The 26427-nt window shown below is 74.6% G+C and carries 23 protein-coding genes and 1 pseudogene; 12 read left to right on the top strand and 12 right to left on the bottom strand.

What is annotated here, in order from left to right:
• Positions 1-8: 8 nt before the first annotated feature.
• From NFU81_RS15530 to NFU81_RS15520, 3 genes are all read right to left on the bottom strand, one after another.
• Positions 9-1238 carry an SCO1860 family LAETG-anchored protein gene (locus NFU81_RS15530; protein WP_251489956.1) on the bottom strand — a complete coding sequence of 410 codons (1230 nt, stop codon included), beginning with the start codon at positions 1236-1238 and terminating at the stop codon, positions 9-11.
• A gap of 351 nt (positions 1239-1589) precedes the next feature.
• Positions 1590-2660 carry an amidohydrolase family protein gene (locus NFU81_RS15525; RefSeq protein WP_422665212.1) on the bottom strand — a complete coding sequence of 357 codons (1071 nt, stop codon included), beginning with the start codon at positions 2658-2660 and terminating at the stop codon, positions 1590-1592.
• A 36-nt stretch (positions 2661-2696) separates the two neighbouring features.
• Complete coding sequence (locus NFU81_RS15520; RefSeq protein WP_251490086.1) at positions 2697-3608, bottom strand: GlxA family transcriptional regulator; 912 nt, start codon at positions 3606-3608, stop codon at positions 2697-2699.
• Between the two features lie 188 nt (positions 3609-3796).
• Between NFU81_RS15520 and NFU81_RS15515 the strand changes: the two genes are divergently transcribed.
• Positions 3797-5230 carry an MFS transporter gene (locus NFU81_RS15515; RefSeq protein WP_251489952.1) on the top strand — a complete coding sequence of 478 codons (1434 nt, stop codon included), beginning with the start codon at positions 3797-3799 and terminating at the stop codon, positions 5228-5230.
• A gap of 194 nt (positions 5231-5424) precedes the next feature.
• Here NFU81_RS15515 and NFU81_RS15510 read toward each other — a convergent pair whose 3' ends face one another.
• The gene (locus NFU81_RS15510; protein WP_251489950.1) at positions 5425-6939 is read right to left on the bottom strand and encodes an aldehyde dehydrogenase (NADP(+)); all 1515 of its coding nucleotides are present in this window, start codon (positions 6937-6939) and stop codon (positions 5425-5427) included.
• Between the two features lie 127 nt (positions 6940-7066).
• Between NFU81_RS15510 and NFU81_RS15505 the strand changes: the two genes are divergently transcribed.
• The 4 genes and pseudogenes from NFU81_RS15505 (at position 7067) to NFU81_RS15490 (ending at position 10452) form a co-directional block, all read left to right on the top strand.
• Positions 7067-7837 (top strand): IclR family transcriptional regulator, encoded by a 771-nt coding sequence (locus tag NFU81_RS15505; protein WP_251489949.1) that lies wholly within the window; start codon positions 7067-7069, stop codon positions 7835-7837.
• A gap of 52 nt (positions 7838-7889) precedes the next feature.
• Positions 7890-8684, top strand: a complete 795-nt coding sequence (locus NFU81_RS15500; protein WP_251489947.1) for a class I SAM-dependent methyltransferase — start codon at positions 7890-7892, stop codon at positions 8682-8684.
• 158 nt (positions 8685-8842) lie between these two features.
• A pseudogene (locus tag NFU81_RS15495) lies at positions 8843-9346 on the top strand (SigE family RNA polymerase sigma factor); the annotation flags it as partial.
• 203 nt (positions 9347-9549) lie between these two features.
• Positions 9550-10452 carry a hypothetical protein gene (locus NFU81_RS15490; protein WP_251489946.1) on the top strand — a complete coding sequence of 301 codons (903 nt, stop codon included), beginning with the start codon at positions 9550-9552 and terminating at the stop codon, positions 10450-10452.
• A gap of 158 nt (positions 10453-10610) precedes the next feature.
• Here the strand turns inward: NFU81_RS15490 and NFU81_RS15485 are convergent, their stop codons facing one another.
• Together NFU81_RS15485 and NFU81_RS15480 are read right to left on the bottom strand one after the other, a co-directional pair.
• A complete protein-coding gene (locus NFU81_RS15485; protein WP_251489944.1) occupies positions 10611-11804 on the bottom strand; it encodes a hypothetical protein in 1194 nt (397 codons plus the stop codon).
• A gap of 1 nt (position 11805) precedes the next feature.
• Positions 11806-12738: a 5-dehydro-4-deoxyglucarate dehydratase gene (locus NFU81_RS15480; protein ID WP_251489942.1), complete on the bottom strand. Its 933-nt coding sequence runs from the start codon at positions 12736-12738 to the stop codon at positions 11806-11808.
• A 282-nt stretch (positions 12739-13020) separates the two neighbouring features.
• On the opposite strand from NFU81_RS15480, the gene NFU81_RS15475 reads away from it, so the two are divergent.
• From NFU81_RS15475 to NFU81_RS15455, 5 genes are all read left to right on the top strand, one after another.
• Complete coding sequence (locus tag NFU81_RS15475) at positions 13021-13830, top strand: NAD-dependent epimerase/dehydratase family protein (RefSeq protein WP_251489940.1); 810 nt, start codon at positions 13021-13023, stop codon at positions 13828-13830.
• Between the two features lie 38 nt (positions 13831-13868).
• On the top strand, positions 13869-14576 hold the full coding sequence (locus tag NFU81_RS15470; protein ID WP_251489938.1) for an alpha/beta hydrolase: 708 nt from the start codon (positions 13869-13871) through the stop codon (positions 14574-14576).
• A 35-nt stretch (positions 14577-14611) separates the two neighbouring features.
• On the top strand, positions 14612-15820 hold the full coding sequence (locus tag NFU81_RS15465; protein ID WP_251489936.1) for a TerD family protein: 1209 nt from the start codon (positions 14612-14614) through the stop codon (positions 15818-15820).
• Between the two features lie 327 nt (positions 15821-16147).
• Positions 16148-16678, top strand: a complete 531-nt coding sequence (locus NFU81_RS15460) for a hypothetical protein (protein ID WP_251489935.1) — start codon at positions 16148-16150, stop codon at positions 16676-16678.
• Between the two features lie 49 nt (positions 16679-16727).
• Positions 16728-16913: a hypothetical protein gene (locus NFU81_RS15455; protein ID WP_251490095.1), complete on the top strand. Its 186-nt coding sequence runs from the start codon at positions 16728-16730 to the stop codon at positions 16911-16913.
• A 61-nt stretch (positions 16914-16974) separates the two neighbouring features.
• Here the strand turns inward: NFU81_RS15455 and NFU81_RS15450 are convergent, their stop codons facing one another.
• Both NFU81_RS15450 and NFU81_RS15445 read right to left on the bottom strand, forming a co-directional pair.
• A complete protein-coding gene (locus tag NFU81_RS15450; protein ID WP_251489934.1) occupies positions 16975-18468 on the bottom strand; it encodes an alkaline phosphatase PhoX in 1494 nt (497 codons plus the stop codon).
• A gap of 192 nt (positions 18469-18660) precedes the next feature.
• Positions 18661-20157 carry a hypothetical protein gene (locus NFU81_RS15445; RefSeq protein ID WP_251489933.1) on the bottom strand — a complete coding sequence of 499 codons (1497 nt, stop codon included), beginning with the start codon at positions 20155-20157 and terminating at the stop codon, positions 18661-18663.
• A gap of 434 nt (positions 20158-20591) precedes the next feature.
• Here NFU81_RS15445 and NFU81_RS15440 point away from each other — a divergent pair, with 434 nt between their 5' ends.
• Together NFU81_RS15440 and NFU81_RS15435 are read left to right on the top strand one after the other, a co-directional pair.
• The gene (locus tag NFU81_RS15440) at positions 20592-21791 is read left to right on the top strand and encodes a hypothetical protein (protein ID WP_251489932.1); all 1200 of its coding nucleotides are present in this window, start codon (positions 20592-20594) and stop codon (positions 21789-21791) included.
• A 187-nt stretch (positions 21792-21978) separates the two neighbouring features.
• Positions 21979-22596, top strand: coding sequence for a pyridoxamine 5'-phosphate oxidase family protein (locus NFU81_RS15435; RefSeq protein WP_251489931.1), 618 nt, complete (start codon positions 21979-21981; stop codon positions 22594-22596).
• Positions 22597-22629: 33 nt separating this feature from the next.
• On the opposite strand, the gene dapD is transcribed toward NFU81_RS15435, so the two are convergent.
• The 4 genes from dapD to sufU form a co-directional block, all read right to left on the bottom strand.
• A complete protein-coding gene (dapD, locus tag NFU81_RS15430) occupies positions 22630-23610 on the bottom strand; it encodes a 2,3,4,5-tetrahydropyridine-2,6-dicarboxylate N-succinyltransferase (RefSeq protein WP_251489929.1) in 981 nt (326 codons plus the stop codon).
• Positions 23611-23686: 76 nt separating this feature from the next.
• Positions 23687-25492, bottom strand: coding sequence for a DUF2264 domain-containing protein (locus NFU81_RS15425; protein ID WP_251489928.1), 1806 nt, complete (start codon positions 25490-25492; stop codon positions 23687-23689).
• 129 nt (positions 25493-25621) lie between these two features.
• A complete protein-coding gene (locus NFU81_RS15420; protein ID WP_033172303.1) occupies positions 25622-25960 on the bottom strand; it encodes a metal-sulfur cluster assembly factor in 339 nt (112 codons plus the stop codon).
• On the bottom strand, positions 25957-26421 hold the full coding sequence (sufU, locus tag NFU81_RS15415; RefSeq protein ID WP_251489927.1) for a Fe-S cluster assembly sulfur transfer protein SufU: 465 nt from the start codon (positions 26419-26421) through the stop codon (positions 25957-25959). Before sufU ends, NFU81_RS15420 begins: the two co-directional genes overlap by 4 nt.
• Positions 26422-26427 lie beyond the last annotated feature (6 nt).

Raw genomic sequence — 26427 nt, 5'->3', positions numbered from 1 at the left:
GTATCCCGTCAGTCCTTCGGATCGGCGGTGGCCGCGGTCCTGCGGCGGCGGGCGGTCAGCAGATACGTCGCCGCTCCGGCGGTGACCAGTCCCGCGGCACCGATCGCCAGGTAGGGGGTGGAGGAACTGGCGCCGGTCTCGGCGAGGTTGCCGGTGTCCGGGGAGGTCTGGGCGACGGCGTCGGAACCGCCGGAGGTGCCGGCCGAGCCGGAGCCGCCGGACGCGCCGCCGGTGGCCGCGCCGCCGTTCGGGCCGGAGGAGCCCGACGAACCCGTCGAACCCGACGAACCGCTGCCGCCGGAGCTGCCGGCCGTCGAGCCGTTGGTGCCGCCGCTGGTCGAACCGCCGGTCGTGGAACCGCCGTTGTGGCCACCGCCGGACGTGGAGCCGGCGGTCGACCCGGTGGTCGATCCCGTCGTGGACCCGGAAGTGGACCCGGCGGTCGACCCGGTCGTCGAGCCCGACGTCGACCCGGTGGTCGAACCGCCGGACGTGGAACCGCCCTTGTGCGGGGTCGTGCAGCTCGCCTGCGCCAGCGTGACCTCGCCGCGGATCTCGGCCACGCCCAGGCTCAGCGGGTTGAGGTGCAGGCTGAGCCGCAGCGCGGTGGCGGCCGCAGACGCGGAGGTGGTCGAGGTCCTGGTGAGGTCCAGGCTCACCCGGCCGACCCCGGGGACGTCCAGGTTCGTCGTGCCGACCGCGCCGAGCGTGACCCGCTGCCCGAGCACGGTCAGCCCGAGCAGTTCCGAGTGGGCGGTGGGCCGGTGGCCGGCCTCGCAGGTGGCCTTGGCGGTGATCACGTCGGCCTTGACCAGGGCGAGCAGCGGCAGGCCCGGCACATGGACCTGGGCGTGCACGACGTTGGCGTAGCCCTCGGCCTTGCGCGCGTCGGCGGTGGCGTTCGCGGTGGCCACGTCGGCCCGCAGGATGCTGACGCCGCGCCCGCCCTCCACACCGCTGCCGACCCTCACGGTGAGCGCGGTCTGCCGGGCGTCGGCGGGCGCGTGCACGTCGTTCAGCGAGACGTTCACGGGTACGTCCACGGCCCGCCCGAGCAGCGAGAGGTCGAGGCCGGCCCGCAGCACGGCCGCGCCGGACGTGCCGCCGCCCGCGGCGGTGGCGGGCGCCGCCTGCACGGCGGGGGCGAAGGCCGCGGCGCCGGCGGCGAGGGCGACGGCCGCGCCGATGGCGGCGGCCGGACGGCGGGCGGGCAGGCGGAAGTTGATGGTGCGGTACACGGTGTGGGACCCCCACGGGTGACATCGGGAACGACGGACTCCCCGGCGGCAGGGTGTTGCTGAGGACAGCTGCCGGGGCTTAGCGCAGCCATGTTTACGCACTGAGAGTGAATTAGCGGCTACGCGCCGCCAGTTCACCCATAAGGGTGGTTTCCGTCAGCATCTTCGAATTCCACTGCACGGCGGCTCCCGCGCGTCGCCCACCCGTACGGAGCACGGCTGCATCCCGGTTGACCTGCCGGGTCGCGCGGCCATACCCAACGCGCCACCGTGGCACCGCGTTACGGCCGCGTCAGCAGGGCGCCCGCGCACCGGCGGCAGGCCGCGTACCGTGCGAAGGCGTCCGGCCGGTCAGCCGACGACGTTGCCGCGCAGCACGATCCGGCGCGGCGCCGCCAGCACCCGGACGTCGGCGCGCGGGTCGGCGTCGTAGACGACCAGGTCGGCCGGTGCGCCCTCGGTCAGGCCGGGGCGGCCGAGCCACTTGCGGGCGCCCCAGGTCGCCGCGGACAGCGCCGCCTCGACCGGCAGCCCCGCGGTGACCAGCTCCTCGACCTCGGCGGCGATCAGCCCGTGCGGCAGGCCGCCGCCGGCGTCCGTGCCGGTGTAGACGGCGATGCCGGCGTCGTAGGCGTTGCGCACGGTCTCGTGCCTGCGGGCGTGCAGCGTGCGCAAGTGGTCCGACCAGCGCGGGAACTTGGCCTCGCCGGCGGCCGCGAGCCGCGGGAAGGTCGCGATGTTGACCAGCGTCGGCACGATCGCGACGCCGTGCTCGGCGAACAGCGGCACCGTCTCGTCGGTGAGCCCGGTGGCGTGCTCGACGCAGTCGATGCCCGCGGTCACCAGGTCGGCGAGCGAGTCCTCGGCGAAGCAGTGCGCGGTGACCCGGGCACCCTCCTGGTGGGCGGCCGCGATCGCCTCGGCCAGCGCGTCCTTGGGCCAGCAGGGGGCCAGGTCGCCCGTGTCCCGGTCGATCCAGTCGCCGACCAGCTTCACCCAGCCGTCGCCGCGCCTGGCCTCCCTGCGTACGTACACGGCCAGGTCGCCCGGCTCGATCTCGTGGGCGTAGTTGCGGATGTAGCGGCGGGTGCGGGCGATGTGCCGGCCCGCCCTGATGATCCGCGGCAGGTCGTCGCGCGCGTCGGTCCAGCGGGTGTCGCTGGGCGACCCGGCGTCCCGCAACAGCAGTGCGCCCGCGTCCCGTTCGGTGAGCGCCTGCTTCTCCGCGGTGTCCCGGTCGACAGCCCCGTGCGCGTCCAGGCCGACGTGGCAGTGCGCGTCGACGAGGCCGGGCAGCACCCAGCCCTCGACGGCGACGGCCTCCGCGGCCGGCCGCTCGTAGCTGATCCGGCCGCCGACCACCCACAGTTCGTCGCGTACGTCGTCCGGTCCCGCCAGGATCCGGCCTCTGATGTGCAGCACGTCGCCCATGACCGCACTGTACGAGGTCGGGCGCCGTCAGACCGCGGTCAGCCGGCTGAAACTGCTGCGGTAGTCGCTGGGGGTCAGGCCGACCCGGCGCAGCAGGTGCTGGCGCAGCGAGTCCGCGGTGCCCAGGCCGCTGGCCCTGGCGACCAGGTCGACCGGCAGCGCGGTGGTCTCCAGCAGCTCGCGCGCCCGCTCCAGCCGCTGGTGCAGCAGCCACTGCAGCGGGCTGAGCCCGGTCTCGGCGTGGAAGCGCCGGGTCAGGGTGCGGACGCTGACGGCCGCGTGCCGGGCCAGGTCGGTCAGGGTGAGCGGCTGGTCGAGCCGGGTCATCGCCCAGGCGCGGGTCTCGGCGAGGGACGTGCCCGTCTCGGCGGGCAGCGGCGTCTCGGTGAACTGCGCCTGGCCGCCCGGCCGTACGGGTGCCACCAGCGCGTGCCGTGCCACGCTGTTGGCGACGGCGGCGCCGTAGTCGGTGCGGATGATGTGCAGGCACAGGTCGATGCCCGCCGCGTATCCCGACGACGTCACCAGCGGGCCGTCCTGCACGAACAGGACGTCGGGCTGCACGTCGACGGCCGGGTAGCGCTCGGTGAACTCGCCGGTGTAGGTCCAGTACGTGGTGGCCCTGCGGCCGTCGAGCAGGCCCGCCTCGGCCAGCAGGAAGGCGCCGGTGCAGATCGAGGCGATCCGCTTGCCGGCCGCCGCGGCGGCGCGCAGCGCGGCCAGCACCCGCGGGTCGGGGTCCGCCCGGGAGCCGGTGCCCGCCACGATCACGGTGTCGGCCCGCTCCACCGCGTCGAGCCCGCTGCGGATCACGATGTCGGCGCCGCCGCTGGTGCCGACGACGCCGGGCTCGGGGGTGCACAGCTCGACCTCGTAGCCGGGCCGGCCGTCCACCTCGACCTTGGCGAAGAGCATGTCAGGGACGGCGAGGTTGAACATGGACACCGGCTGGGCGCCGATGACCGCGACGCGGTGCGGGCGGCGGGCGGCACCGGGCCGCGCGGACGCGGCGGCCACACCGGATACCGCGGTGGCCGGGGCGGACGTCACGGGCATGGCCAGAACCTCCGGGTGTTTGGCATTGCGGCCACTACTGTACGGCGGCGGGCACGGCCACGCTGGTGGGCATGCCACCCGAACTCACCGCACGCGCCGGGCTGCTCCCCTCCCCCACCGGGGACCGGGCACCGTCCGGGCGCCCCGTGGCGGCCGGCCGCACCCTGGCCGCCGCGCTGCTCGGCTTCTTCCTCATCACCCTCGACGCCTCCGTGGTCAACGTGGCGCTGCCCGCGATCGGCGGCGACCTGCACGGCGGGCTGTCCGCGCTGCAGTGGGTGGTGGACGGCTACACGCTGGCCTTCGCCGCGCTGATGCTGTCCACCGGCGCGCTGTCCGACCGGATCGGCGCCGGGCGGGCCTTCACCGGCGGTGTCGCGGTCTTCGCGGTCGCCTCGCTCGCCTGCGGCGCGGCGCCCGGGCTCGGGGTGCTCATCGTCGCCAGGGTGCTGCAGGGCGCGGCCGCCGCGGTCGTCCTGCCGTCCTCGCTCGCCCTGGTCAGGCAGGCCTACCCGGACGCGGCCCGGCGGGCCAGGGCCATCTCGCTGTGGGCGGTGGGCGGTTCCTCGGCGATCGCGCTCGGCCCGGTCGCCGGCGGCGCGCTGACCACGGCGTGGAACTGGCGCGGCATCTTCCTGGTGAACCTGCCCTTCGCGGTGCTCGCCCTGTGGCTCTCGTCCCGCAGCGGCCGCACCGAACGCCGCCGGGCGCCGCTGGACGTGCCCGGCCAGCTCACCGCGGTCGTCGCGCTGGCGGCGCTGACCTTCGCGGTGGTCGAGGGCGGCGGCGCCGGGTGGGCCGCGGCGGGGGTGGCGGTCGTGGCGACCGCCGCGTTCTTCCTGGTCGAGTCCAGGCACCCGCACCCGGTGGTGCCGCTCGGCCTGTTCCGCAGCCGTGTCGTCACCGTCTCGATCGCGGCGGGCGCGGCGCTCAGCGTGGGCTTCTACGGGATGTTCTTCGTCCTCGGCCTGTTCTTCCAGGAGCTGCGCGGGCAGTCCGCGCTCACCGCGGGCCTGATGTTCCTGCCGATGACGGTGCTGATCTCCACGGTCAACGTGGTCGCGGGCCGGATCACCAACCGCTACGGCCCGCGGCTGCCGATGATCGCCGGTCAGCTGCTGATGGCCGCGGGACTGCTCCTGCTGCTGCCCGTCGGCACGGGCACCCCGGCCGCGCTGCTGGCTGTCGCGATGATGCCGCTGGGCCTGGGCGGCGCGCTGGCCGTCCCGCCGCTGACGGCCGCCGCCATGGGCGCCGTCCCCGCGGAGCGCGCAGGGCTGGCCGCCGGCGTCCTCAACGCGGCCCGCCAGGTCGCCGGCGGCCTGAGCGTGGCCCTGTTCGGCTCGCTGGTCGCCGACCGGTCCCACTTCCTGACCGGCATGCGCGTCAGCCTGGTGATCTCGGCGGCCCTCGTCTCGCTGACGGCCCTCGCCACCGCTCTCGCCCTGCGCCCCGCTCCTGCGGACCGTAGCCGCCGACGGGACGCCAGGCGTCGCCGCCCGTGAGCAGCCGTTCGGCCCGCCCCGGCCCACCGCCGGGTGGGTGACCGGTCGCGCGCCCCCGAGGAGTGCTGGGGGTACCCCCAGGCGAAGCGCTGGGGGCGGAACTGCGCGACCGGCCCAAGACGGCATGCCGAAGTGGCTGTTCGGTGCGCGCCGGACCACCGGCCGATGGTTTCTCGGGGCGCCCTGCGGAGCGCTTACGCGCGGGTGCCGTCCACCCGGCGGGGGACGCCCAGCGGGTTGGACTCGCGAAGCTCGGGCGGGAGCAGGGCCGGCGGGGTGTCCTGGTAGGCGACCGGGCGCAGCCAGCGCTCGATGGCGGTGCCGCCCACCGAGGTGGACGTCGAGGTCGTGGCCGGGTACGGCCCGCCGTGGTGCTGGGCGGGCGCGACGGCGACCCCGGTCGGCCAGCCGTTGACCAGGACGCGGCCGGCGACCGCGGTGAGCCGCGCGAGCAGGTCCGCCGCGGCCCCGCCCTCCTCCTCGGCCTCGGCGGAGCCGAGGTGCGCCGTCGCGGTGAGGTTGCCCGGCAGCCGGTCCAGGACGGCGGCCAGCTCCTGCGCGGAGCCGTACCGTACGACCACGGTCAGCGGCCCGAAGCACTCCTCCAGCAGCAGGTCCGACAGTTCGGCGGCGGGCACGGTCACGAAGCCGGGGCGTACCCCCGTCTCGCCCTCCCCCGCGGCGGCGACCGGCGCGGACACGCCGGGCAGCGCGGCGCGGGCGGCGGCGCCCTTGAGGAAGTTGTCCCGCATGCGGGAGTCGAGCAGCACCCCCGGCGCCGCCTCGCCCGCGGCGGCGGTGAGCGCGGCCACCAGCCGGTCGCCGTCCTGGCCGGCCGGCGCGAGCACCAGGCCCGGCTTGGTGCAGAACTGCCCGGCCCCGAGCGTGAAGGACCCCGCCAGCCCGCTGCCGATCTGCTCGGCCCGCTCGGCGGCGGCCGCGCCGGTGACGACGACCGGGTTGAGGCTGCCCAGCTCGCCGTAGAAGGGGATCGGCTGGGGGCGGGCCGCGGCGGCGTCGTAGAGCGCGCGGCCGCCGGGGACGGACCCGGTGAAGCCCGCGGCGGCGACCACCGGGTGGCGTACCAGCTCGACGCCGGCCTGGAAGCCGTGCAGCAGCACCACCGTGTCGGCGGGCAGGCCGACGGACACCGCGGCGCCGCGCAGCAGTTCGGCGCACAGCGCGGAGGTGGCCGGGTGGTCCGGGTGCGCCTTGACGACGACCGGGCAGCCCGCGGCCAGCGCGCTGGCGGTGTCGCCGCCGGGGACGGAGAAGGCCAGCGGGAAGTTGCTCGCGGCGTAGACGGCCACGACGCCGAGCGGGATCTTCATCCGGCGCAGGTCGGGCCGCGGGATGGGCTGCGCGGCGGGGTCGGCGTGGTCGATGATCACGTCGAGGAAGGCGCCCTCGTCCACGACCTCGGCGAAGGCGCGCAGCTGGTAGGCGGTACGGGCCAGCTCCCCCGTCAGCCGGGGCACGCCGAGCGCGGTCTCGGCGTCGGCGGTGGCGACGACCTCGGCGGCCGATTCCTCCAGCGCCCCGGCAGCCGCACGCAGCAGCCGGGAGCGTACGCTGCGGTCGGCGAGAGCGGGGATCGCGGCGGCGGCGGCGCGGACAGCGGCGTCGACTTCCTCCGCCGTGGCCTCGACGGCGACCTGCTCGCGCTGCTTTCCGCTACGGGGGTCGACGCTCCAGACTGGTACAGCCACCGGAATAACCTCCACATTTCCGTACTGGATACCGTCGTCGTTCTATATACTGAACGACGTCTTCAGATGTGAATCTTTGGGGAGCCTACGTCCGGGCCTCCCGGCCGAACAAGAGGGGTCGAGCGCAATGGGTGCTGCCGAGGGAGCCGGTTCCCAGGTCAAGTCCGCCGTCCGCACGGTGGAGCTGCTGGAGTTCTTCGCCGGCCGCCCCGGTATGCACAGCCTGGCATCCGTGCAGGAATCCGTCGGCTACCCCAAGTCGAGCCTCTACATGCTGCTGCGCACCCTCGTCGACCTGGGCTGGATCGAGACCGACGCGACCGGTACGCGCTACGGCATCGGGGTGCGCGCCCTGCTGGTCGGCACCTCCTACATCGACGGCGACGAGGTCGTGGCCGCGGCCCGGCCGACGCTCGACCGGATGTCGGACGACACCAGCGAGACCATCCACCTGGCGCGGCTGGACGGCACCAGCATCGTCTACCTGGCGACCCGGCAGTCGCAGCACTACCTGCGGCCCTTCACCCGGGTCGGCCGGCGGCTGCCCGCGCACTCCACGTCGCTGGGCAAGGCACTGCTCGCCACGTACACCGACGAGCAGGTGCGCAAGCTGCTGCCGGAGACGCTGGAGCCGCTCACCGAGCACACGCACACCGACCGGGAGAAGCTGATCGCCGAGCTGGCCGTCATCCGCGAGCAGGGTTTCGCGGTGGACCGCGAGGAGAACACCCTGGGGCTGCGCTGCTTCGGCATCGCGGTGCCCTACCGGACCCCGGCGCGCGACGCGGTGAGCTGCTCGGTGCCGGTCGCCCGGCTGACGGCCGCGCACGAGCAGATGATCAAGGACGCCCTCTTCGACGCCCGCGACCGCCTCCTGCTGGCCACCCGCCGCCTCTGAGGGGTGCCCGCCCGCCCGCCAGGCCGTCCGGGGCCGAACGTAGGGTCGGGGCATGGGCAATCAGGGGACCGGGTACGACCCGGAGCTTTACGCCAGGCGCCGCTCCTCCTTCGGGGCCGCCGCGGCCGAGTACGCCGCGCACCGCCCCGACTATCCGGCCGAGGCCGTCGCGTGGGCGCTGGCACCGGCCACCGGGCGGCAGGCCGCAGGCCTGCACGTCCTGGACCTGGCCGCCGGCACCGGCAAGCTGACATTGGGGCTGCTCGCCCTCGGCCACCGGGTGACCGCGGTGGAGCCGGACCCGGCGATGCTCGACGAGCTGCGCCGCCAGGCCCCGCAGGCCACCGCGCTGGCCGGCTCCGCCGAGCGGATACCGCTGCCGGACGCCTCGGTGGACGCGGTCGTGGTCGGGCAGGCGATCCACTGGTTCGACCAGAGCAGGGCGCTGCCCGAGATCGCCCGGGTGCTGCGGCCCGGCGGGCCGCTGGCGACGCTGTCGAACGCCGACGACGACCGGGTGGAGTGGATCGCCGGGCTCGGCGAGGTCTCCCCGAGCCAGGTGTCGTACCTCGGCTGGGCGACGCGGCCGGGCACCAGGCTCGCACCCGACCCGGCGTTCGACCCCGCGCGCGACGCCGACTTCCCGCACACGCTGCGGCGTACCGCCGACTCGCTGATCGCCACCATCGCGACCCACTCGCACATGCTGGTGCTCGAACCCGCGGAGCGCGACGAGGCCAAGGAGCGCATCAGGGCGTACCTGCGGTCGCGCCCGGAGGTGTCGGAAGACGGGTTCGACCTGCCGCTGGTGACCCGGGTGCAGCGCTGCGTGCGCGCCGGCGGCTGATGCCACCGGCGGTTGCCGCGGGCACTCACCGGCAACACCGCGTCGACCAGCGGTTACCACGGGGAAGAAGATGATTCCCGACCTCTGCCCAGAGGCTTTCCCCGCTGCTACGCTCTCGCCGCGCCGTGGCGGGGAGGTCCGGGCAGGAAGAGGTGACCGTGGGCACTGCCGTCGACGACGATGCCGTCGCGTTCCACGCGTTCTTCGAACGGCATTACGCCGAACTCTCCCGTCTGGCACATCTGTTGACCGGTGAGGCGGACGCCGCGGACGACCTCGCCGCGGACGCCCTGGTGGCGCTGTGGCGGCGCTGGGACCGGGTGCGGGACGCGGACCACCCGGTGGCGTACGCGCGCGGCGTGGTGGCCAACCTGGCCCGTTCGCGGATACGCAGCGCGGTGCGCGAGCGGCGGCGGATCGCGCTGTTCTGGTCGCACAGCCCGGAGCGCACCGAGGGACCCGACCTGCCCGCGGTGCTCGACCTGCGGGAGGCCCTGCAGCGGCTGCCGTTCCGCAAGCGGGCCTGCGTGGTGCTGCGGCACGCGTTCGACCTGTCGGAGCGGGACACCGCGGCGGCGCTGGGCATCTCGGTCGGTACGGTGAAGAGCCAGACCTCCCGCGGTATCGCGGAGTTGGAAAGGCTGCTCGAACCCTGGACGGCCGAAGCCGGTACGGTGCAGGAGGCCGGATCGGCGGCCGTACGCGGTTCCACCGGTCCTGAACGCCTGCCGGGCGCCGGGCAGTCGAACGGCTCGGCCGGCGCGGCAGACGGCGCTGCGGGTGAAATCGGCCCGGGCGCACAGCGATTGCTGGGTGCGGCGGGTCCTGTGACTCGTGCTCGTACTCGTACGGGACGGGGAATGTGATGACCGATCTGCCGGAGCGGCTGCGGAACGCGGCCGACGCCCACCGGCCCGACAGGGAACGCATGCTGGCCAGGGTCGAGCACGCCATGGCCGCCGACGGCGCCGGCTCCGGCAGGCACGAGCCGGGCGCCAGGGGCCACGACCGGCCGCCGGCCGCGCCCTGGATGCGGGTGACCGCCGTGACGGCGGCGGTGGCGGGCGCCATCGGCATCGGCGGGCTCGCGGTGGGCGCCGTGACCGGCGACGGCCGGCCGGCCGGCACGGTCGTCACGTCGGGGGGATCGAGCAGCCCCGCGCCACCGCCCGCCACCGCGTCCGGGACGCCGGGCAGCGCCGACACGCGGGCGCCGGTGCCGCGGCACAGCACGGCGGTGTCAGGGCACCGCGGGAGCACGTCCACCCCGCGCAGCACGGCCGGCCGCACGCCCCCGGCGGCGCCGTCGACCCAGTCGCCGCCCACGCACGCGCAGGGCACCCCGGCCGTGCCGCCGGCCCCGCCCGACGGCACGCAGCCGCCGGCGAGCAGCGGCCCGCTGCAGTCCAACGGCGGCATCGCCGCGAGCAGCAACGACTACTGGACGCAGAGCGACGTCGAGCTGACCACGACCCAGACCCTGACGTCGCTGACCGTGGAGCTGCGCATCGCCGTCAGCAACGGTGAGGCCAGCACCGGTTCGTGGTCGTCGGTACCGGACCGGACCGCCGCCCAGGTGAGCGTCGAGGGCAAGACCCTGGTCTACCGCTGGACGCTCAACGCCGGACAGACCCTCGGCCCGGGCTCCTACACCTTCTCGGGCCAGTTCAACCACGACCAGGGCCAGGGCGGCACCGACGGCGACCGCTACACGGTCACCGCCGGCTACGGCTCGGGCGCCACCGCGACGGTCAGCGGCGGTTTCTGAACCGCAGGCGTCGGCGCCGGGAAATCTCCCGGAAATAATTCCGCGGACGCGGCAACCTCCCATGCCCCGGCGGCGACTTGGGAATGCACCACCCTCCTGCCTCACCGACCGGTGATGCTCCGGGGCGCGGCGGTACCCCCATGATCGCCGCGCTCCGGTCAACCGGTGGGCAGTGCCGCGCGGACGGCCGCCAGGTCGGCGTCCGCGGCAAGTCCCGCGTGGTAGAGCCGCAGTTGGGTGGCGCCCAGCTCGGCGGCGTGCGCGGCGTCCGCGGCCAGGGTGCCGGGGCTGCCGCCCATGCCGGTCACCACGTTGAAGTTGGCGGCCACCACCGTCTGGGCTGCCGCGTGCGCGGCGACCGGGGCGAGCACCGCCTCGCGGCCCGCGGCACCGGCCGGCCCGCCCGGGCAGGGCAGCACCAGGCCGTCGACGTGGGCGAGGATTCCGGCGGCCTGCACACCGGCGTTGGCCCCGCAGCGGTACGCCGCCGGGTCGGCGTGCATCAGCACCTGGAAGCCGGGTCCCGCGGCCGCGCGGACGCCCGCGACGGCCTGCTCCTGGAGCGAACCGGCCGTCCGCAGACGCCAGTCCAGCGTCAGGGCGGCGAAGCGGGCGCCGAGCAGCCGCTCGATGCCGGCAGGCCCCGCCGCGTCGCTGCCGCCGTCCGCCCACACCGGCGCCATCGCGGTGCGGACCGCGGCGGCCAGCTCCTCGGGGTCGGCGCCGAGCCCGGCGTAGCCGTCCCTGCAGTGCGGGCAGAAGCACAGCGACATCAGGTAGTGGGCGGCGTCGCCGAGCGGCACCCCGCCGATCTTGTCGTGCGCGTGCAAGTGGCCCAGCCCGTACCAGCCGAGCGACTCCAGCTCGGTGCCGGCCGCGCCGGGTCGCGCGGCGGCCTCGGCGGCGAGGTCCAGGAGGTACTCGCGGACGGCCGGCTGGGCGATGCAGGGCGCCCACGGGTAGCGGTCGCCGTAGGCGTTGACGACATTGGTGTCCGGGTGCTCGGCGCCCAGCCGGGAGTTGTGGGCGAGGACCACCCAGGTGTGCACGTCGAGCCCGGCGGCGCGCAGCGCGGCCGCCGCGGTGTCCCAGGGGTCGTCGGCCACGGCCCACGGCCCGGCCGGATGCGGCCGCAACTCCCGTCCCTGCCAGCGCTTCTCGTCCGGCGGGTAGAGCACGGCGGCGTACTCGGCGGTGACCACCCGGTGCCTGGGGTGGCGCGGGGTGAGCGCCCGGGTGGAGTGGTAGGCGGCGGCCAGCGTGACCTGCTGCACGCCGAGGGCGGCGACACGGCCGGCGGCGGCCGGGTCGCCGATGACGTCCCAGGGGTAGACGAAGGCGGAGGCCCGCATGTCAGCGCTCTCCCAGCAACGCGTGCCCGCGCTCGATGAGTTCGGCCAGTTCCTTGATGTGCGCGGGCGACGGCTCGGAAAGCGGCGGCCTGACCTCGCCGACGTCCAGTCCGCGCAGCCGCACCGCGGCCTTCACCAGCGAGACGGCGTAACCGCGGCCCTGGTTGCGCAGGTCGACCAGCGGGCGGTAGAAGCCGTCGACGAGCCGGTCGACAAGCGCGTCGTCACCGGTGGTCAGCGCCCGGTGGAAGGCGAGGGCGATCTCCGGCGAGAAGGCGAAGACGGCCGAGGAGTAGAGGGTGACGCCCAGTCCGCGGTAGGCGAGCCCGGTCATCTCGGCGGTGGGCAGGCCGTTGAAGTAGAGGAAGCCGTCGCCGGGCAGCTCGGTGCGGACCGCGCTGATGATGCGCTGCATCAGGTCCAGGTCGCCGTAACCGTCCTTGAGGCCGATGATGTTGCGCACCTTGGCGAGTTCGACGACGGTGGCGGGCGTGAAGACGGCGTTGTCGCGCTGGTAGACGATGACGTCGAGCCCGGTGCCGGCCGCGAGCGCGGTGTAGTGCCGCAGCAGGCCCTCCTGGTCGGGGACCACCAGGTACGGCGGCATCGCCAGCAGCCCGTCGGCGCCGGCCCGTTCGGCGATCCCTGCGTACTCGACGGCGAGGGCGGTGCCGTAGCCGGCGCCCGCGACGACCGGCACCCGGCCCGCGGTCTCCTCGACCGCCGCGGCCACGCACCCGCCGAACTCCTCGGGTGTCAGGGCGTGGAACTCGCCGGTGCCGCAGCAGGCGAAGACGGCCGCCGCGCCGGCGTCCACCCCCGCGCGCACGTGGGCGCGGAAGGCGTCGAGGTCGAGACCGCCGTCCGGGCCGAAGGCCGTCACGGGGAAGAACAGCAGGCCGTCGAGCCGCTCGGCTAGTGAGGGTGAGGTCATCGGGTTCCCCCTGAAGGTCCGGTCCGTGCGCGCATATGATTCACGTCTATATTCATGAACGCTGACACGCTAGGCGAGCACCCGCAGACGGGTCAAGCCGACGAGCGGTGGCCGGACGTGGACACAAAGGGTGGCGCTCGTCCATATACCTGAACCTCGGCCACGGATATACTCGCCCCGGTGCCCGCCCGGCCCCCGCCGGTCCGCCGCGGCGGGCGGCGGCCGCCCGCGCACGCCATGCCAGTGGCCCCCTGGGGCCGGTGAGACCGAGGAGACTTCCCGATGCCCACTCCCCGCACCATCCTGCTCACCGGCGCCGCCGGCGGTCTCGGCACCATGATGCGCGGGCTGCTGCCGTCCTACGGCTACGAGCTGCGGCTGCTGGACATGCTGCCGATCGAGGGCGAGCCCGGGGCGATCACCGCGGACCTGGCCGACCGCGACGCGCTGCGGGAGGCCGTACGGGGGGTGGACGCGATCGTCCACCTGGCCGGCATCTCGCTGGAGTCCACCTTCGACAAGATCCTGCGGGCCAACATCGAGGGCACCTACAACCTCTACGAGGCGGCCCGCGAGGAAGGGGTGCGGCGGGTCGTCTTCGCGTCCAGCAACCACGCGGTCGGCTTCACCCCCCGCCCGCAGGGCGACGACCCGCTCATCCCGATCGACACGCCCCGCAGGCCCGACACCTTCTACGGGCTGTCCAAGTGCTTCGGCGAGGACCTGGCGCAGCTGTACGCCGACCTGCACGGCATCGACACGGTGTCGATCCGGATCGGGTCCTGCTTCCCCGAGCCCACGACGGTCCGGATGCTGTCGGTGTGGATGAGCCCGGCCGACGGCGCCCGGCTCCTGCACGCGGCCCTCACCGCCGAGGTCGCGGGACACACCGTGGTCTACGGCAGCTCGGCGAACACGCGGCTGTGGTGGGACCTCGACCCCGCCCGCGCCCTGGGCTACGACCCCCAGGACGACTCCGAGTCCTTCGCCCCCGCCGTCCTCGCCGCCCAGGGCGACCTCGACCCCGACGACCCCGCCCACGCCAACCTGGGCGGCGCCTTCTGCACCGCCCCGCCGCTGTGGCCGCACTGATCGCTGCGGGTGCGGCGGGGGTGTGACACCGTACGGGTGTGGATCACCGGATCGTGATGCGGGAGGCGGCGCCCGGCGCCGAGGGTGCCGTGCTGGTGCTGCACGGCGGCACCGAGAAGGGGATGCGGCGGCCTTCGCTGCTGAACCCGCCGGCCAGGCGCATGCGGCCGTTCGGCCGGGCGATCAGCAGGGCGGGCGGCCTGGTCCTCGCGGAGGCGCGGTACCGCCACCGCGGGTGGAACGGCGACCGCGCCGACCCCGCCCGGGACGCCGCCGAGGCCCTGGCCGAACTGCGGCACCGCACGGGCGGGCTGCCCACCGTCCTGGTGGGGCACTCGATGGGCGCGCGGGCCGCGCTGCGTGTCGCGGGGGAGCCCGGCGTGGTGGGCGTGGTCGCCCTGGCCGCGTGGTGCCCGCCGCAGGACCCGGTCGACCAGCTGGCCGGCGGCCGGCTGGTCTTCGTGCACGCGACCGGCGACCGGATCACGCCGCCGCGCGAGTCACTGCTGACGGCGGTACGCGCGCGGGCGGCGGGCGCGCAGGTGTGCCGCTTCGTGGTGGCCGGCGGGGACCACGCGATGCTGCGGCACGCGGGGCTGTGGCACGCGCTGACCGCCGCCGCGGTCCACGGCCTGCTCGGCCTGCGCCCGCTCCCGCCGGAGGTCGCCTCGGCGTTCGCGCTGCCCGCGGCGTCGACGGACGGCCTTGAGGTGCGGGCCGTGCCGGGGGCGGGAGCGGTCGGGTAATGGAACCGCAAAGCGGAGTCGGTCGTTAGCCGGACATGACCGCAATGACGCCTGGCTCGAATGTGCCGTTGTCCGTTCCCCGCGTGGCCGTCGACGTGGCCGCCCCGGTGCGGCTCGACGTCTCGGGCCTGCTCCTCACCGCCGACGGCAAGGTGCGCTCCGACGACGACTTCGTCTTCTACAACCAGCCGCAGGGCGGCCCGGGGGTGAGCCACCGCTCGGGCGGCGGTTCCGGCCCGGACGCCATCACGGTGGACACCGTCGCGGTGCCCGCCGGCATCGAGAAGATCGTGGTGACGGCGAGTCTCGACGGCGGCGGCGCCTTCGCCGGGACGACGCCGACGGCCACCGTGCGCAACGCCGACGACGGCTCGGTGATCGCCACCTTCGCGCCGGCCGGGCTCGGCCCGGAGACCGCGCTGGTCGTCGTCGAGGTGTACCGCAGGGGCGGCGCCTGGAAGGTCCGCGCGGTCGGGCAGGGCTACGCCAACGGGCTCGCGGGCATCGCCACCGACTTCGGGGTGAATGTCGACGAGCCCGCCGCGGCCCCGGCGGCGCCCGCCCCCGTGGCGCAGGCCGCCCCGCCGGCCGGCCCCGCCGCCTCGCATCTGCCGCCCCCGCCGCCCTCGGCGCCGCCCGCCCCCGCCGCCCCGCCGGCCGCGCCCGGCCGGATCAACCTGGACAAGGGCCGGGTCAGCCTGCGCAAGAACGAGACGGTGTCGCTGGTCAAGGGCGGCAAGCCGCTGCTGTCCTCGGTCCGTATGGGCCTGGGCTGGGAGCCGGCCTTCGGCGGCCGGGACATCGACCTCGACGCGTCGGTGATCGTCTACGGTCCGCAGCGCAACCACATCGAGACCTGCTACTTCGGCCGGCTCTCGGTGCTGAACGGCGCGATCCAGCACTCCGGCGACAACCTCACCGGCGACGGTTCGGGCGACGACGAGTCGATCACCGTCCACCTCGGCGGGCTGCCGCCGGAGGCCACCGGGCTGCTGTTCACCGTCAACTCCTACTCGGGGCAGAAGTTCAACAAGGTGGCGAAGGCGTACTGCCGGCTGCTGGACGCCGCCTCCGGCGAGGAGTTGGTGCGCTTCGACCTCACCGGCGGCGAGGCTCGCACAGGTGTGCTCATGGCGAAGCTGATCAAGCAGTTCTCCGGCGAGTGGGAGATGACGGCGCTGGGCAGCTTCGTGGACGCCCGCACCGCCAAGTCCCTGGTCAAGCCGGGGGCCGCGGCCCTCTGAGGCCATCGCACGACGGCCCGACTCCCTTGCGGAGCCGGGCCGTTCGCATGCCCGCCCGCTCGATGACACCGCCGGGCCGGCCGGCAGCGGCACCGCACAGGCCGCGCTGCCCACCCCCATCGCCGCGTCCACCGCCCGCAGGTCCGCCCGCCCCATTACGAGAGGGCAGTACGCGGCCCGCATGGGTTCGAACAGTGTGTTGACACGTCAGAAACCGTTCGATTACCACGAATTCACTGTCTGCCATCTACCCGCGTAGCGCGCGATGGGGTGTCATGGACACGACTCCGGTGACCCCCGCCGGGTCGACCCTCCCGGGAGACCCCTATGCGCTCCATCACCCGAATATCCGCCGTCGGCGGCTCCGTTCTCGCGCTCGCCGTCAGCGGTCTCATCGTCGGCGTCAGCGCCGGCACCGCCCACGCCAGCACCTGCTCCCACGCGTACCTGCCGCTGCCCGACTCCAGTTGCACGCCTGGCGTTTACTACTCCGCCGTCACGCAGTCCACCATCCACAGCACCATCTGTGTGTCCGGCTGGACCGCCACCGTGCGCCCGCCCACGACGTACACCAACCCGCTCAAGGCTCAGGGCATCATCGACTACGGCTACGCCGACACCAGCATGTCGTCCTACGAGGAAGACCACCTCGTGCCCCTGGAGCTCGGCGGGTCCCCCCGGGATCCGGGCAACCTCTGGCCGGAGCCGTACTCCGGGACCAAGACCGCCTACACCAAGGACGGCACCGAGACCAAGCTGAAGAACGCGGTCTGCAACGGCACCATCACCCTGTCCGCCGCCCGCAGCGCCATCAAGAACAACTGGACCACCGCACTGCAGGTCACCGGCATCGGCTGAGAACGACGGACCGCGGCCGGGTGACGCCGGCGCCGGGCGTCACCGGCCAGTGCCACGTCCGCACTGGCCGGTCCCTCATGTCGGGCAAGGCGACGACGATCCGGCCGAATGGCTGCCCCGCGCGTCGTACCAGTCCACCCACGCCCGCGCCTGGGTGCAGGTCAAGCACTACTGCGGGCTCACCGTGGACAGTGCGGAGACGTCGGCGCTCAGCTCGATCCTGAACGGCTGCTGAAACGATGCGGCGGCCGCGCCCCCCGAACCTTCCGCCGGGGGCGCGGCCGCCGCACGCATGCTCAGCGGTGGGCGCTCTGCCGGCGCCAGGGGCCGGTGACGGCGACCATGATGCCCGGCGTCTGGATGTTGGCGAAGAGCGTGTCGCCGTCGGGCGAGAAGGTCACACCGGTGAACTCGCTGTACTCCGGCTCCTCCTCGGTACCGATGTTCAGCTCGTTGCGCGCCAGCGGGTAGGTGCGGCCGTCGTCCAGCGCCCCGAACAGGTGCTGCACGCCGACGCCGTCCTCGGCGATGATCAGGCCGCCGTACGGCGAGACGGTGATGTTGTCGGGGCCGTCGAACGGACCGTCCTGCTCCGGCGTGGTGTTGACGCCGAGCAGCACCTTCAGGGTCAGGGTGCGGCGGGTCGGGTCGTAGAACCACACGGCGCCGTCGTGCTGCACCGGGCTCTCGGCGCGGGCGAAGGACGAGACGACGTACGTGCCGCCGTCCGCCCACCACATGCCCTCCAGCTTGCGCGCCCTGGTGACCTCGCCGTCCTTGAACTGCTTGCGCACCGACGTGGTCTTCGCGTCCCGGTCGGGTACGTCGACCCAGTCGACGCCGTAGCGGGTGCCGATCTTCGTCGCGCGCGACAGGTCGTCCACGAGGCGGCCGCCGGAGTCGAAGCAGCGGAAGGCCTGCAGCACGCCGTCGGTGTCGCCGAGCGTGCCGAGCTGGCCGCGGCCGTGGTGGAAGCCGTGCGGCGGGGTCCAGCGGTAGAGCAGGCCGTTGGGGCCCGCCGCGTCCTCGGTGAGGTAGAGGTGGCCGCGCTTGGGGTCGACGACGACGGCCTCGTGCGCGTAGCGGCCCAGCGCCTTGACCGGCTTGGGGTCGCGGTTGGCGTGCCGGTCGTGCGGGTCGACCTCGAAGACGTAGCCGTGGTCCTTGGTCATGCCGTTGGAGCCGGCCCTGTCCTCGGTCTCCTCGCAGGTCAGCCAGGTGCCCCAGGGGGTCGCGCCACCCGCGCAGTTGGTGGCGGTACCGGCGATGCCGACCCACTCGGTGACCGGCTCCGCGTGGCCCTTGCCGCGGCCGTCCTCGTCACCTCGCCAGTGCTTCGGCACCTCGACGACGGTGCAGCCGCCGGCCGCGGCGGGGTCGTAGACCAGGCCGGCGACGTGCGGCACGGGGTGCGCGGCGGCGGTCAGCGGGCCGCCGATCTCGTGGTTGTTGACCAGCAGCGTCGCACCGCGCGCGCCCGCGAAGGCGGCGGTGCCGTCGTGGTTGGACGGGGTGGTCTCGCCGGTCTCCAGCGTCGTCGTGCCGGTACGGGTGACGACCCGGTACGCGAAGCCGGCCGGCAGCGCGAGCAGGCCCGCCGGGTCGGCGATCAGCGGCCCGTAGCCCAACTCGGGCTGGTGGCCGGGGTCGTGGTGGTCACCGTGGCCCGCGGGGCCGCCCGCGGCGAGGGCGCCGGGTGCGGTGGCCAGGACGTCGACGGCACCGGCGAGGGCGATGCCCGCGCCGGTGACGGCCGAACGGTGGACGAAGTCTCTGCGGCTGAGCGGCACGGTGGCTCCCTTATGTCGCGACGTCGGGTACGCGCGGCGGCCACGCTCCCGGCCGCCGGCCAACGGCCGGTGAACGGCGCGGGTACGGCGCGGGGCAGCTCCATAGTCGGCCCAAGAATTCGCAAAGGGCGATTCAAGTTCCGTTGCTGGTGGGACGGCAGGGGCCGGGCACCCCTGCCGCGCCGCCGCGGGTCAGGACCCGTCGCGGGAGCGGGCCTTGAAGGCGGCCTTGCGGGCGTCCTTGGCGGCCCTGCGGTCCGGGTGCAGCCGGCCCATCGCCTCCAGGACGTCGGCGGTCGCCGGGTGCTCCACCCGCCAGGCGGCGTCGAAGAAGCCGTCGTGCCGGGCGACCAGGTCGCGGACCAGGTCGGAGAGCAGCTCCGGGTCGTCGTCCGCGGCCAGCTGGGCGGCCAGCGTGTCGATCGTCAGCCAGAAGATCATGTCGGCGTCGGGCGTCGGCACGTCGGACGCGCCGCTCTCGGTGAGCCACACCCGGGCGAGGCCGCCGAGCTGCCGGTCGTCCAGCACCTCGCGCAGCGCCGGTTCTGCCTCGGCGCCCACCAGGGTCAGGGTCTGCTGGCACATCAGCCGCCGGGCCGGGGCACCCTCGTCGTCCCCGCGCGCCGCCGCGAGCAACTCGCGTGCCGCGTCCGCAGGCTTGCGGTCGACGAGCCACAACTCGGCCTCCGCGCGCGCCGCGTGGTCGGGGTAGTGGGCCAGCGCGTCCAGCAGCTCGGTGCCGGTGGCGCCCGCGAGGTCGCCGACCAGCGGGGCCGACGCGCCCGCGTCCATGAGCAGTTCACGCAGGCCGTGCACGCCGAGCGGGGTGAGCCGCACCAGCCCGTACCGGGAGAACTCCTCCGGGTCCAGCTCGTCGCCGGGGCCGGCCGGCCCCTGGTCCTCGTCCTCCTCGATCAGCGCCTCGTCCACCGGCCGGTACTCCAGCAGCCCGGAGGGGGCGAGCAGCCGGAAGTGGTCGTCCAGCCGCATCATGGCCTCGGTGACGTCTTCGAGCACCTCGTCGCTCGGCTGCTCCATCTCGTCCGGCACCACCAGCGAGGCGGCCAGCACGGGGAGCGGCACCGCGCCCTGGTCGGTCTCGGTGCCGTCGTCCAGGGCCATCAGGGTGTAGAGGTTGGCCAGCGCGGTGTCGAGGAACTCGGCTTCCTCCTCCGGGTCCCACTCCTGCTCGTCGGCGAGCGGCATCTCGCCGTCGTCCATGACGTCCCGCAGCTGCTCGATGTCCGGCGCGGCCGCCTCGGCGAGTGCGACCTCGGCCGCAGCGAGCCACACGTCCAGCACGTCCTGCGGCTCGCCCGCGGTCACCCGCTCGTACGCCTCGCCGGGAACCGCGCGGCCGGCCGCCTCACCCGGCGGGGTGGACTCCTCGGCCTCCTCCTCGATCTCCAGCTCGACCAGGCCTGTGTCCACGGCCACACCCCACGCCTGGGCGGTCTCGCCGAGCCCGTCCTCGCCGTCCTCCTCGCCGCCCGCCAGCCCCAGCGCCTCGGCCGCGGCCACCAGGTCGGCGTCCAGCAGCTCCCCCATCGCGTCCACCACGCGCTCCGGCGCCGCCCACCGGGCCAGCCGCAGCGCGCGGTCGAGCAGCGGCACGGCCAGCGCCAGTTGCGCCAGTTCGCCCGGGGGGAGCAGCCGTACGGGCGGCAGGACGAGGGGACTTGCGGACATCGGGACAGCTCCCATTCGGCGTTCGGGCTCGGCTACGACGGCGGACCGCGCCGCCCCGCGCACTCAGCGTAGGCCCTCCGGGCCGCCACTCCCCCCCAACCTGCTCCCCCACTGCCCGAGGAGTCGGCCCCCGCCGGTGGCCCGGCCGCGACAGCACCGGCCCCCTTGCGCCGGTGACGACCCGCGCGCCGGTGGGGGGCCGGCCGCGCGGTTCCGCCCCCAGAGCTTCGCATGGGGGTACCCCGGGCGCCCCTGAACCGTGCTCACCCTCCGCGGAAGAGGGCAACCCCCGCCGGCCGATGGGATTGCGGGGGCGCGGGGGCGCGCGGGAGGGTGAGGGGGTGAGCGGGGTGGGGGAAGCCGGACGGCGGGCAGCGTCCGAGGCGCAAGGTGCCGCGCAAGGCACACGGCAGCACTTCGCAGTGGTGCTGCCGGTGGCACTCGAGGAAGACCCGCCGTGGCCGGCGGGCCCGCTGCCGTTCACGGTCGGCGCGCAGGCCGGGGACGCGGACGGCAGGCGCGGCCTGTTCACGCCCGCGGCCGCCCGCGCGCTGTACGACCGCCGCTGGCACCGGTGGACGTCGCAGGCGGAGGGTCCGCTGCGGCTCGACGGCATGGAGCTGCTCCGTACCCCCACCGCCAGGGCCGCCCAGCAGGCCCTGGCGGTCCTGCACTTCACCGTCGCCGCCGGCACCCCGATGCTGCCGATGCTGCGGGCGATCAGCCACCGGCGGCAGGCCGGGCAGCCCGACCCGCTCGCGGGAGCGATGGCGCCCGCCGCGCTGCTCGGCGCGGTCGCCGACACCGCCGCGCCGGCGGCGCCGTTCGCGCTGTCGCGGCCGTACACCGTGGTGTTCCTCGCCCCGGGTCCCGGCTTCGGCGCGCTCGCGCTGCGCGACGCGGGGACCGGGGAAGTCCCGGCGGAGGCGGACGACTTCCTGCGGTCGCTGGCGTCGCGCTCCGCGCCGGTCGACCTGCCGGCCGCGCCGGAGTCCGTGCCGGGGATACGCGCCCAGGTCCGGCGGATATCCGCGGACTGGAGCGCGCTCGTACTCCGCCAGGGCGCCGCCTTCCTCGGCCACCGGGCCGACACCGGCGCCGGCGACTTCTACGACCGGGCGGCGTACAACGCCCGTACGGTGTACCTGGACGCGCTGCTGCTCGGCACCGTCCAGCGCAACCACATCGACGAGCTGACCGACGACCTGTCCGGCGTCTTCGAGGGTCCCGGCCTCGCGCGCCGGGTCGCCGCGCTCGAACAGCGCATCGCGCTGTTCCGCAGTACGTACTGGCGCCAGCACCTCAGCGCCCACGGCCCCGCCAACGGCCTGCTCATGGACTTCCAGCAGAAGCACCGGCTGCCCGAGCGCTTCGAGCAGATCCTCGCGGAGGCCGCGGACTACGCGAGGCTCGTGCAGACGCAGGAGAGCCAGCAGATCGCCGGCGCGCTCGGCGTGCTCACGGTGCTCGGGCTGCCGCTCGGCACCGCGCTGTCCATCCTCCAGGTGCTCGGCGACTCCCGCCCCCGGGACCTGGTGCTGGCCCTCACCGCCTCCCTCGCCGCGACCGCCGCGGCCCTCACCACCCGCTACGGCCGCCTCGTCCTCTCCTCCCTCCGCGGACGCGCGCGCTGAACCCCCGGCCGGCGGCCCGGAGCGGACCGAACGGGGTTACCCCCACCAGAGCTCCGCCCGGGTGACGGGCCGAGCGCGCCGTTCCGCCCCCAAAGCTCCGCCCGGGGGTACCCCCAGCAACCCTGTATAGCCCGCCGCCATAGGCGCAGAGCTAGGGTGAGGGATCTCAGCACTCCCAGGGGGACCGATGGAAGAGATCAGCGGGGAAGCCGAGTTGCGGGAGGTGCTCGGGGAGCCGACCGCGCGGAACGCGGGGAAGGTGCGGCGGGAGCTGGACGCGCTGGACCGGGCGTGGCTCGCGGCCGCGCCGTTCCTGCTCATGGCGACCTCGGCGGCGGACGGTTCGTGCGACGTCTCGCCGAAGGGCGACCCCGCGGGCTTCACGCTCGTGCTGGACGAGCGGACGATCGCGGTGCCGGAGCGCCCGGGCAACCGCCGGGCCGACGGCTTCCGCAACATCCTGTCCAACCCGCACGTCGGGCTGATCTTCCTCGTCCCGGGCCGCGGCGACACGCTGCGGATCAACGGCCGGGCACGGCTGCTGCGGGACGCCGACTTCTTCGACCGGATGAGCGTGCAGGGCCACCGCCCGCCGCTGGCGGTGCTGGTGGACATCGACGAGGTCTTCTACCACTGCTCGAAGGCGTTCCTGCGCAGCGCGCTGTGGAAGCCGGAGGAGTGGGCGCCGGACGCGGCGCCGTCCCGCGCGCGGATCGCGCACGGGCAGGACCGCAAGGGCGAGGATCTGGCGGAGCTGGAGGCGTACTACGGCCCCGGCTACGGCCTGGATCAGCTGTACAGCTGAGCCGGGAGGACCGCAACCGGGGCGCGCGGCCTGTCAGTTGTGGCTGTGCAGCACCGCGTTGAGGCCGCCCCACGAGCCGGTGCGCTGCAGGACCTCCACCTTGCCGGTGGTGGAGTTGCGGCGGAAGAGCAGGTTGTCCGCGCCGGACAGCTCGACCGCCTTGACGATCTCGCCGTCGGGCAGCGTCACCCGGGTGCCGGCGGTGACGTAGAGGCCGGCCTCGACGACGCAGTCGTCGCCGAGCGAGATGCCCAGGCCCGACTCCGCGCCGAGCAGGCAGCGTTCGCCGACCGAGACGGTCTGCTTACCGCCGCCGGACAGCGTGCCCATGATGGAGGCGCCGCCGCCGACGTCGGAGCCGTCGCCGATCACCACGCCCTGCGAGATGCGGCCCTCGATCATGGAGGTGCCCAGGGTGCCGGCGTTGAAGTTGCAGAAGCCCTCGTGCATCACGGTGGTGCCCTCGGCGAGGTGCGCGCCGAGCCGTACGCGGTCGGCGTCGGCGATGCGCACGCCGGACGGTGCGACGTAGTCGGTCATCCGGGGGAACTTGTCGACGCCGTAGACGGCCAGGTGCAGGCCCTCGGCGCGGGCGGCGAGGCGGGCGGCGGCCAGGCCGGGCACCGGGACGGGGCCCAGCGAGGTCCAGGCGACGTTCGCCAGGACGCCGAACAGGCCTTCCAGGTTCACCTCGTTGGGGCGGACCAGGCGGTGGCTGAGCAGGTGCAGCCGCAGGTACGCGTCGTGCGCGTCGAGGGGCTTGTCGTCGGTGGACGCGATCGTGGTCCTGACGGCGACCACCTCGACGCCGCGGCGCGGGTCGGGACCCAGCGCGGCCGGGGCCGCGCTTCCCAGGACCTGCGCGGCCTCCTCCGCGGTCAGCCGCGCGGTGCCCGCGGGTCCCGGCTCCGCGGTGAGCTGCGGGGCGGGGTACCAGGTGTCGAGCACGGTGCCGTCGTCGGCGACGGTCGCAAGTCCGACGCCGATGGCGCCGGAGGCACGGGAGTCATTCATACGGATGACGCTAACCCGTCGCCGCACCTTCCGTGCACCCGGCCCGCCGGGTCCGCCGGTCGCCGCCGCCGCGCGGTCAGTGGCGCGGCTCCGGCGGGGTGTCCTGCCAGGCGGCGGCGCCGTCGGGGCCGGCGCCGAGGACGGCGCAGCGCAGCCAGTGCTCGCCCGCGGGGAGGTGGGTCAGCAGGGTGGGCAGGGCGGTGCGGCGGGCCAGCACGTTGGTGCCGGGCAGCACCTCGACGACCCGGCCGTCCCGCGCGGAGTCCGGGTCGAGGTCGATCAGCCCGCTGAGGTCGCCGGCCGCGCCGGTGGCCATGGCCCGTCCCGCGGCCTCCTCCCGGGCGGTCGTGCCGCCGTCGCGGTCCACGGCGAAGCCGCCCTCCGCGGTGTGCAGCGCGCGGCCGGTGCGGATGCGGTGGGTGCGCAGGTGCCAGGGCGCGGCGGCGGTCAGCCAGGTGGTGATCTCGACGTCGGGCCAGGGCCGCCAGGTGCTGCGGACCGTCCCGTCGTCCCCGGTCCCCTCGGCCTCGCCAGCGGCCGGGTCCTCGCAGGTCTCGCGCACCCGGAAGTGCACCGGCTCGTCGCCCTCGTCGTCGCTGACGGCGAGCACCGAGTCGTACGCCCCGTGCACGAGGCCGAGTTCACCGGCGGGCAGGCTGAAGCCGAAGCGGGTGGAGTAGGCGAACTTCGCGTACTTGGCCGACCCGCCCCGCGCCCAGGTGTTGTGCTGGCGCCCGCTGAGCAGGGTGACGTCGCCGCCGGAGCGCAGCAGCACGGCGCCCGCGGGCGGCTGGACGAGGGTGTCGGGCAGGCCGTCGGGCAGCGGCTGCTCCTGCGCGGCCCAGAAGGGGTGCCGCGCGGGCAGCGCGAGCGGCAGGAAGGCCTTCATCGCCCAGTACGGCGAGGCGGGGCCGTTGTACTGCTCGGCGACGGCGGGCTGCGGGTAGCCGTAGCCGATGCTCAGCAGCCCGCCGGGCGAGGTCGCGGCGGACCGGTCGCGCCACCAGCGCAGGTGCCGCATCAGCAGCCCCTTGACCTCGCCGGCGGGCAGCGCGTCGACGTCGGCGTAGGCCAGCGCGCCCCAGAAGGAGCCCTGGGCGAAGCGGTAGGTGAGGCTGCGCCCGTACGGCACCGCGGAGCCGTCGTCGGCGAACCAGTGGCGGAAGCCGAGCGCGAACTCGCCGGCCCGCTGCCGGAAGCGGGCAGTGCGGGCCTGGTCCTCGTCGCCGACGAGGGCGGCGTAGATCAGGCCGTAGAAGTGCATGGCCCACGGGATGTAGTAGTCGCGCTGCGCGGTGGGGCCGTCGGCGTACCAGCCGTCGGCCAGTGCGTAGGTCTCCAGCCGGTCCAGGCGGGCGTGCCGGGCGTCGCGGTCGTGGGGGTATCCGACCCTGTCCAGGCCGAGGGAGACCATGACGGGGAAGAAGTTCCAGTTGTTGTCCGGGGTGGCGGCGCCGAGGAAGCGGGCCAGCCAGGCGCCCGCGCGGTCCTTCTCCGCGCCGCTGAGCGGGTCCCAGAGCTTGCCGGGTGCCAGGGCCAGGGCGAAGCCGAGCGCGGCGGACTCGACGGTGCGCTGGTCGATGTGCTCGGGGGCGCCCCAGTACTCCGGGTGCGCGGGGTCGGTGCCCGCCGCCAGGCCGCGCGCCCACACGTCCCAGTGCGCGAAGTCGCCGCCGCCGGCCGCGAGCGGGGCCAGGCCCCACAGCGGGCGGGCGTAGCCCTCCAGGTCGGCGGCGGTGTCGTCGTGGTGCGCGATGTTGACGCCGAGGCGGATGCGGGCGCCGCCCGTACTGGCGTACGGCGGCAGGGCGTCGGCCAGCTCGGTGGCGTACGCCAGCATCTCGTCCCGCGCGTGTGCGCCGGCGCTTGTCTCCGCAGCCATGCGGCCGCCCTCCCTCGGTAGTTGCGACAACTTTCGCAACTACCGAGGCCCACGTCAACGCACTGGGCGCGACCTGTGAAAGGGCTTACTACAAAGTGCCGTCGTACATGACGCGTCAGACGTGGCGCGTCAGACGTTGAAGCCGAGCGCGCGCAGCTGCTCGCGGCCGTCGTCGGTGATCTTCTCGGGACCCCACGGCGGCATCCAGACCCAGTTGATCTTCAGCGCGCTGACGATGCCCTCGGTCGCGGTCTGCGCCTGCTCCTCGATCACGTCGGTGAGCGGGCACGCGGCCGAGGTGAGGGTCATGTCGAGGGTGGCGACGTTGGTGTCGTCCACGTGGATGCCGTAGATCAGGCCGAGGTTGACGACGTCGATGCCCAGCTCGGGGTCGACGACGTCGTAGAGGGCCTCGCGGATCTCCTCCTCGGAGGCCGGCTTGAGCGCGACCTCGGTGCTGTCAGTCATGCGGTCTCCTCGGGTGTGGTGCTGGACAGCGCCTTCGCGGTGGCGTCCTTCCAGGCCATCCAGCTCAGCAGCGCGCACTTGACCCGCGCCGGGTACTTCGAGACGCCGGCGAACACGACGGCGTCCTCCAGCACCTCCTCCATCTCCTCGTCGGGCTCGATCCGCCCGCGGGACTGCATCAGTTCCAGGAAGGTCTCCTGGATCTGCTGCGCCTGCGCGATGTCCTTGCCGACCAGCAGGTCGTTGAGGACCGAGGCGCTGGCCTGGCTGATCGAGCAGCCCTGGCCCTCGTACGACACGTCGGCGATCACGGTGCCGTCCAGCCGCACCCGCAGGGTGATCTCGTCACCGCAGGTGGGGTTGACGTGGTGCACCTCGGCCTGGCCGTCCCGCAGGCCGCGCCCGTGCGGGTGCTTGTAATGGTCCAGGATCACGTCCTGGTACATCGAGTCGAGCTTCACAGCAGC

This window comes from Actinacidiphila cocklensis (assembly GCF_907177275.1).
GTDB lineage: Bacteria > Actinomycetota > Actinomycetes > Streptomycetales > Streptomycetaceae > Actinacidiphila > Actinacidiphila cocklensis.
This window is presented reverse-complemented; position numbering and strand designations above follow the sequence as displayed.

Excerpts from the sequence above, each read along its gene's own strand:
- NFU81_RS15520 (WP_251490086.1), bottom strand. The coding sequence starts at position 3,608 with ATGTTCAACCTCGCCGTCCCTGACATGCTCTTCGCCAAGGTCGAGGTG.
- NFU81_RS15515 (WP_251489952.1), top strand. The coding sequence starts at position 3,797 with ATGCCACCCGAACTCACCGCACGCGCCGGGCTGCTCCCCTCCCCCACC.
- NFU81_RS15505 (WP_251489949.1), top strand. The coding sequence starts at position 7,067 with ATGGGTGCTGCCGAGGGAGCCGGTTCCCAGGTCAAGTCCGCCGTCCGC.
- NFU81_RS15500 (WP_251489947.1), top strand. The coding sequence starts at position 7,890 with ATGGGCAATCAGGGGACCGGGTACGACCCGGAGCTTTACGCCAGGCGC.
- NFU81_RS15490 (WP_251489946.1), top strand. The coding sequence starts at position 9,550 with ATGACCGATCTGCCGGAGCGGCTGCGGAACGCGGCCGACGCCCACCGG.
- NFU81_RS15485 (WP_251489944.1), bottom strand. The coding sequence starts at position 11,804 with ATGCGGGCCTCCGCCTTCGTCTACCCCTGGGACGTCATCGGCGACCCG.
- NFU81_RS15480 (WP_251489942.1), bottom strand. The coding sequence starts at position 12,738 with ATGACCTCACCCTCACTAGCCGAGCGGCTCGACGGCCTGCTGTTCTTC.
- NFU81_RS15475 (WP_251489940.1), top strand. The coding sequence starts at position 13,021 with ATGCCCACTCCCCGCACCATCCTGCTCACCGGCGCCGCCGGCGGTCTC.
- NFU81_RS15465 (WP_251489936.1), top strand. The coding sequence starts at position 14,612 with ATGACCGCAATGACGCCTGGCTCGAATGTGCCGTTGTCCGTTCCCCGC.
- NFU81_RS15460 (WP_251489935.1), top strand. The coding sequence starts at position 16,148 with ATGCGCTCCATCACCCGAATATCCGCCGTCGGCGGCTCCGTTCTCGCG.
- NFU81_RS15445 (WP_251489933.1), bottom strand. The coding sequence starts at position 20,157 with ATGTCCGCAAGTCCCCTCGTCCTGCCGCCCGTACGGCTGCTCCCCCCG.
- NFU81_RS15435 (WP_251489931.1), top strand. The coding sequence starts at position 21,979 with ATGGAAGAGATCAGCGGGGAAGCCGAGTTGCGGGAGGTGCTCGGGGAG.
- dapD (WP_251489929.1), bottom strand. The coding sequence starts at position 23,610 with ATGAATGACTCCCGTGCCTCCGGCGCCATCGGCGTCGGACTTGCGACC.
- NFU81_RS15425 (WP_251489928.1), bottom strand. The coding sequence starts at position 25,492 with ATGGCTGCGGAGACAAGCGCCGGCGCACACGCGCGGGACGAGATGCTG.
- NFU81_RS15420 (WP_033172303.1), bottom strand. The coding sequence starts at position 25,960 with ATGACTGACAGCACCGAGGTCGCGCTCAAGCCGGCCTCCGAGGAGGAG.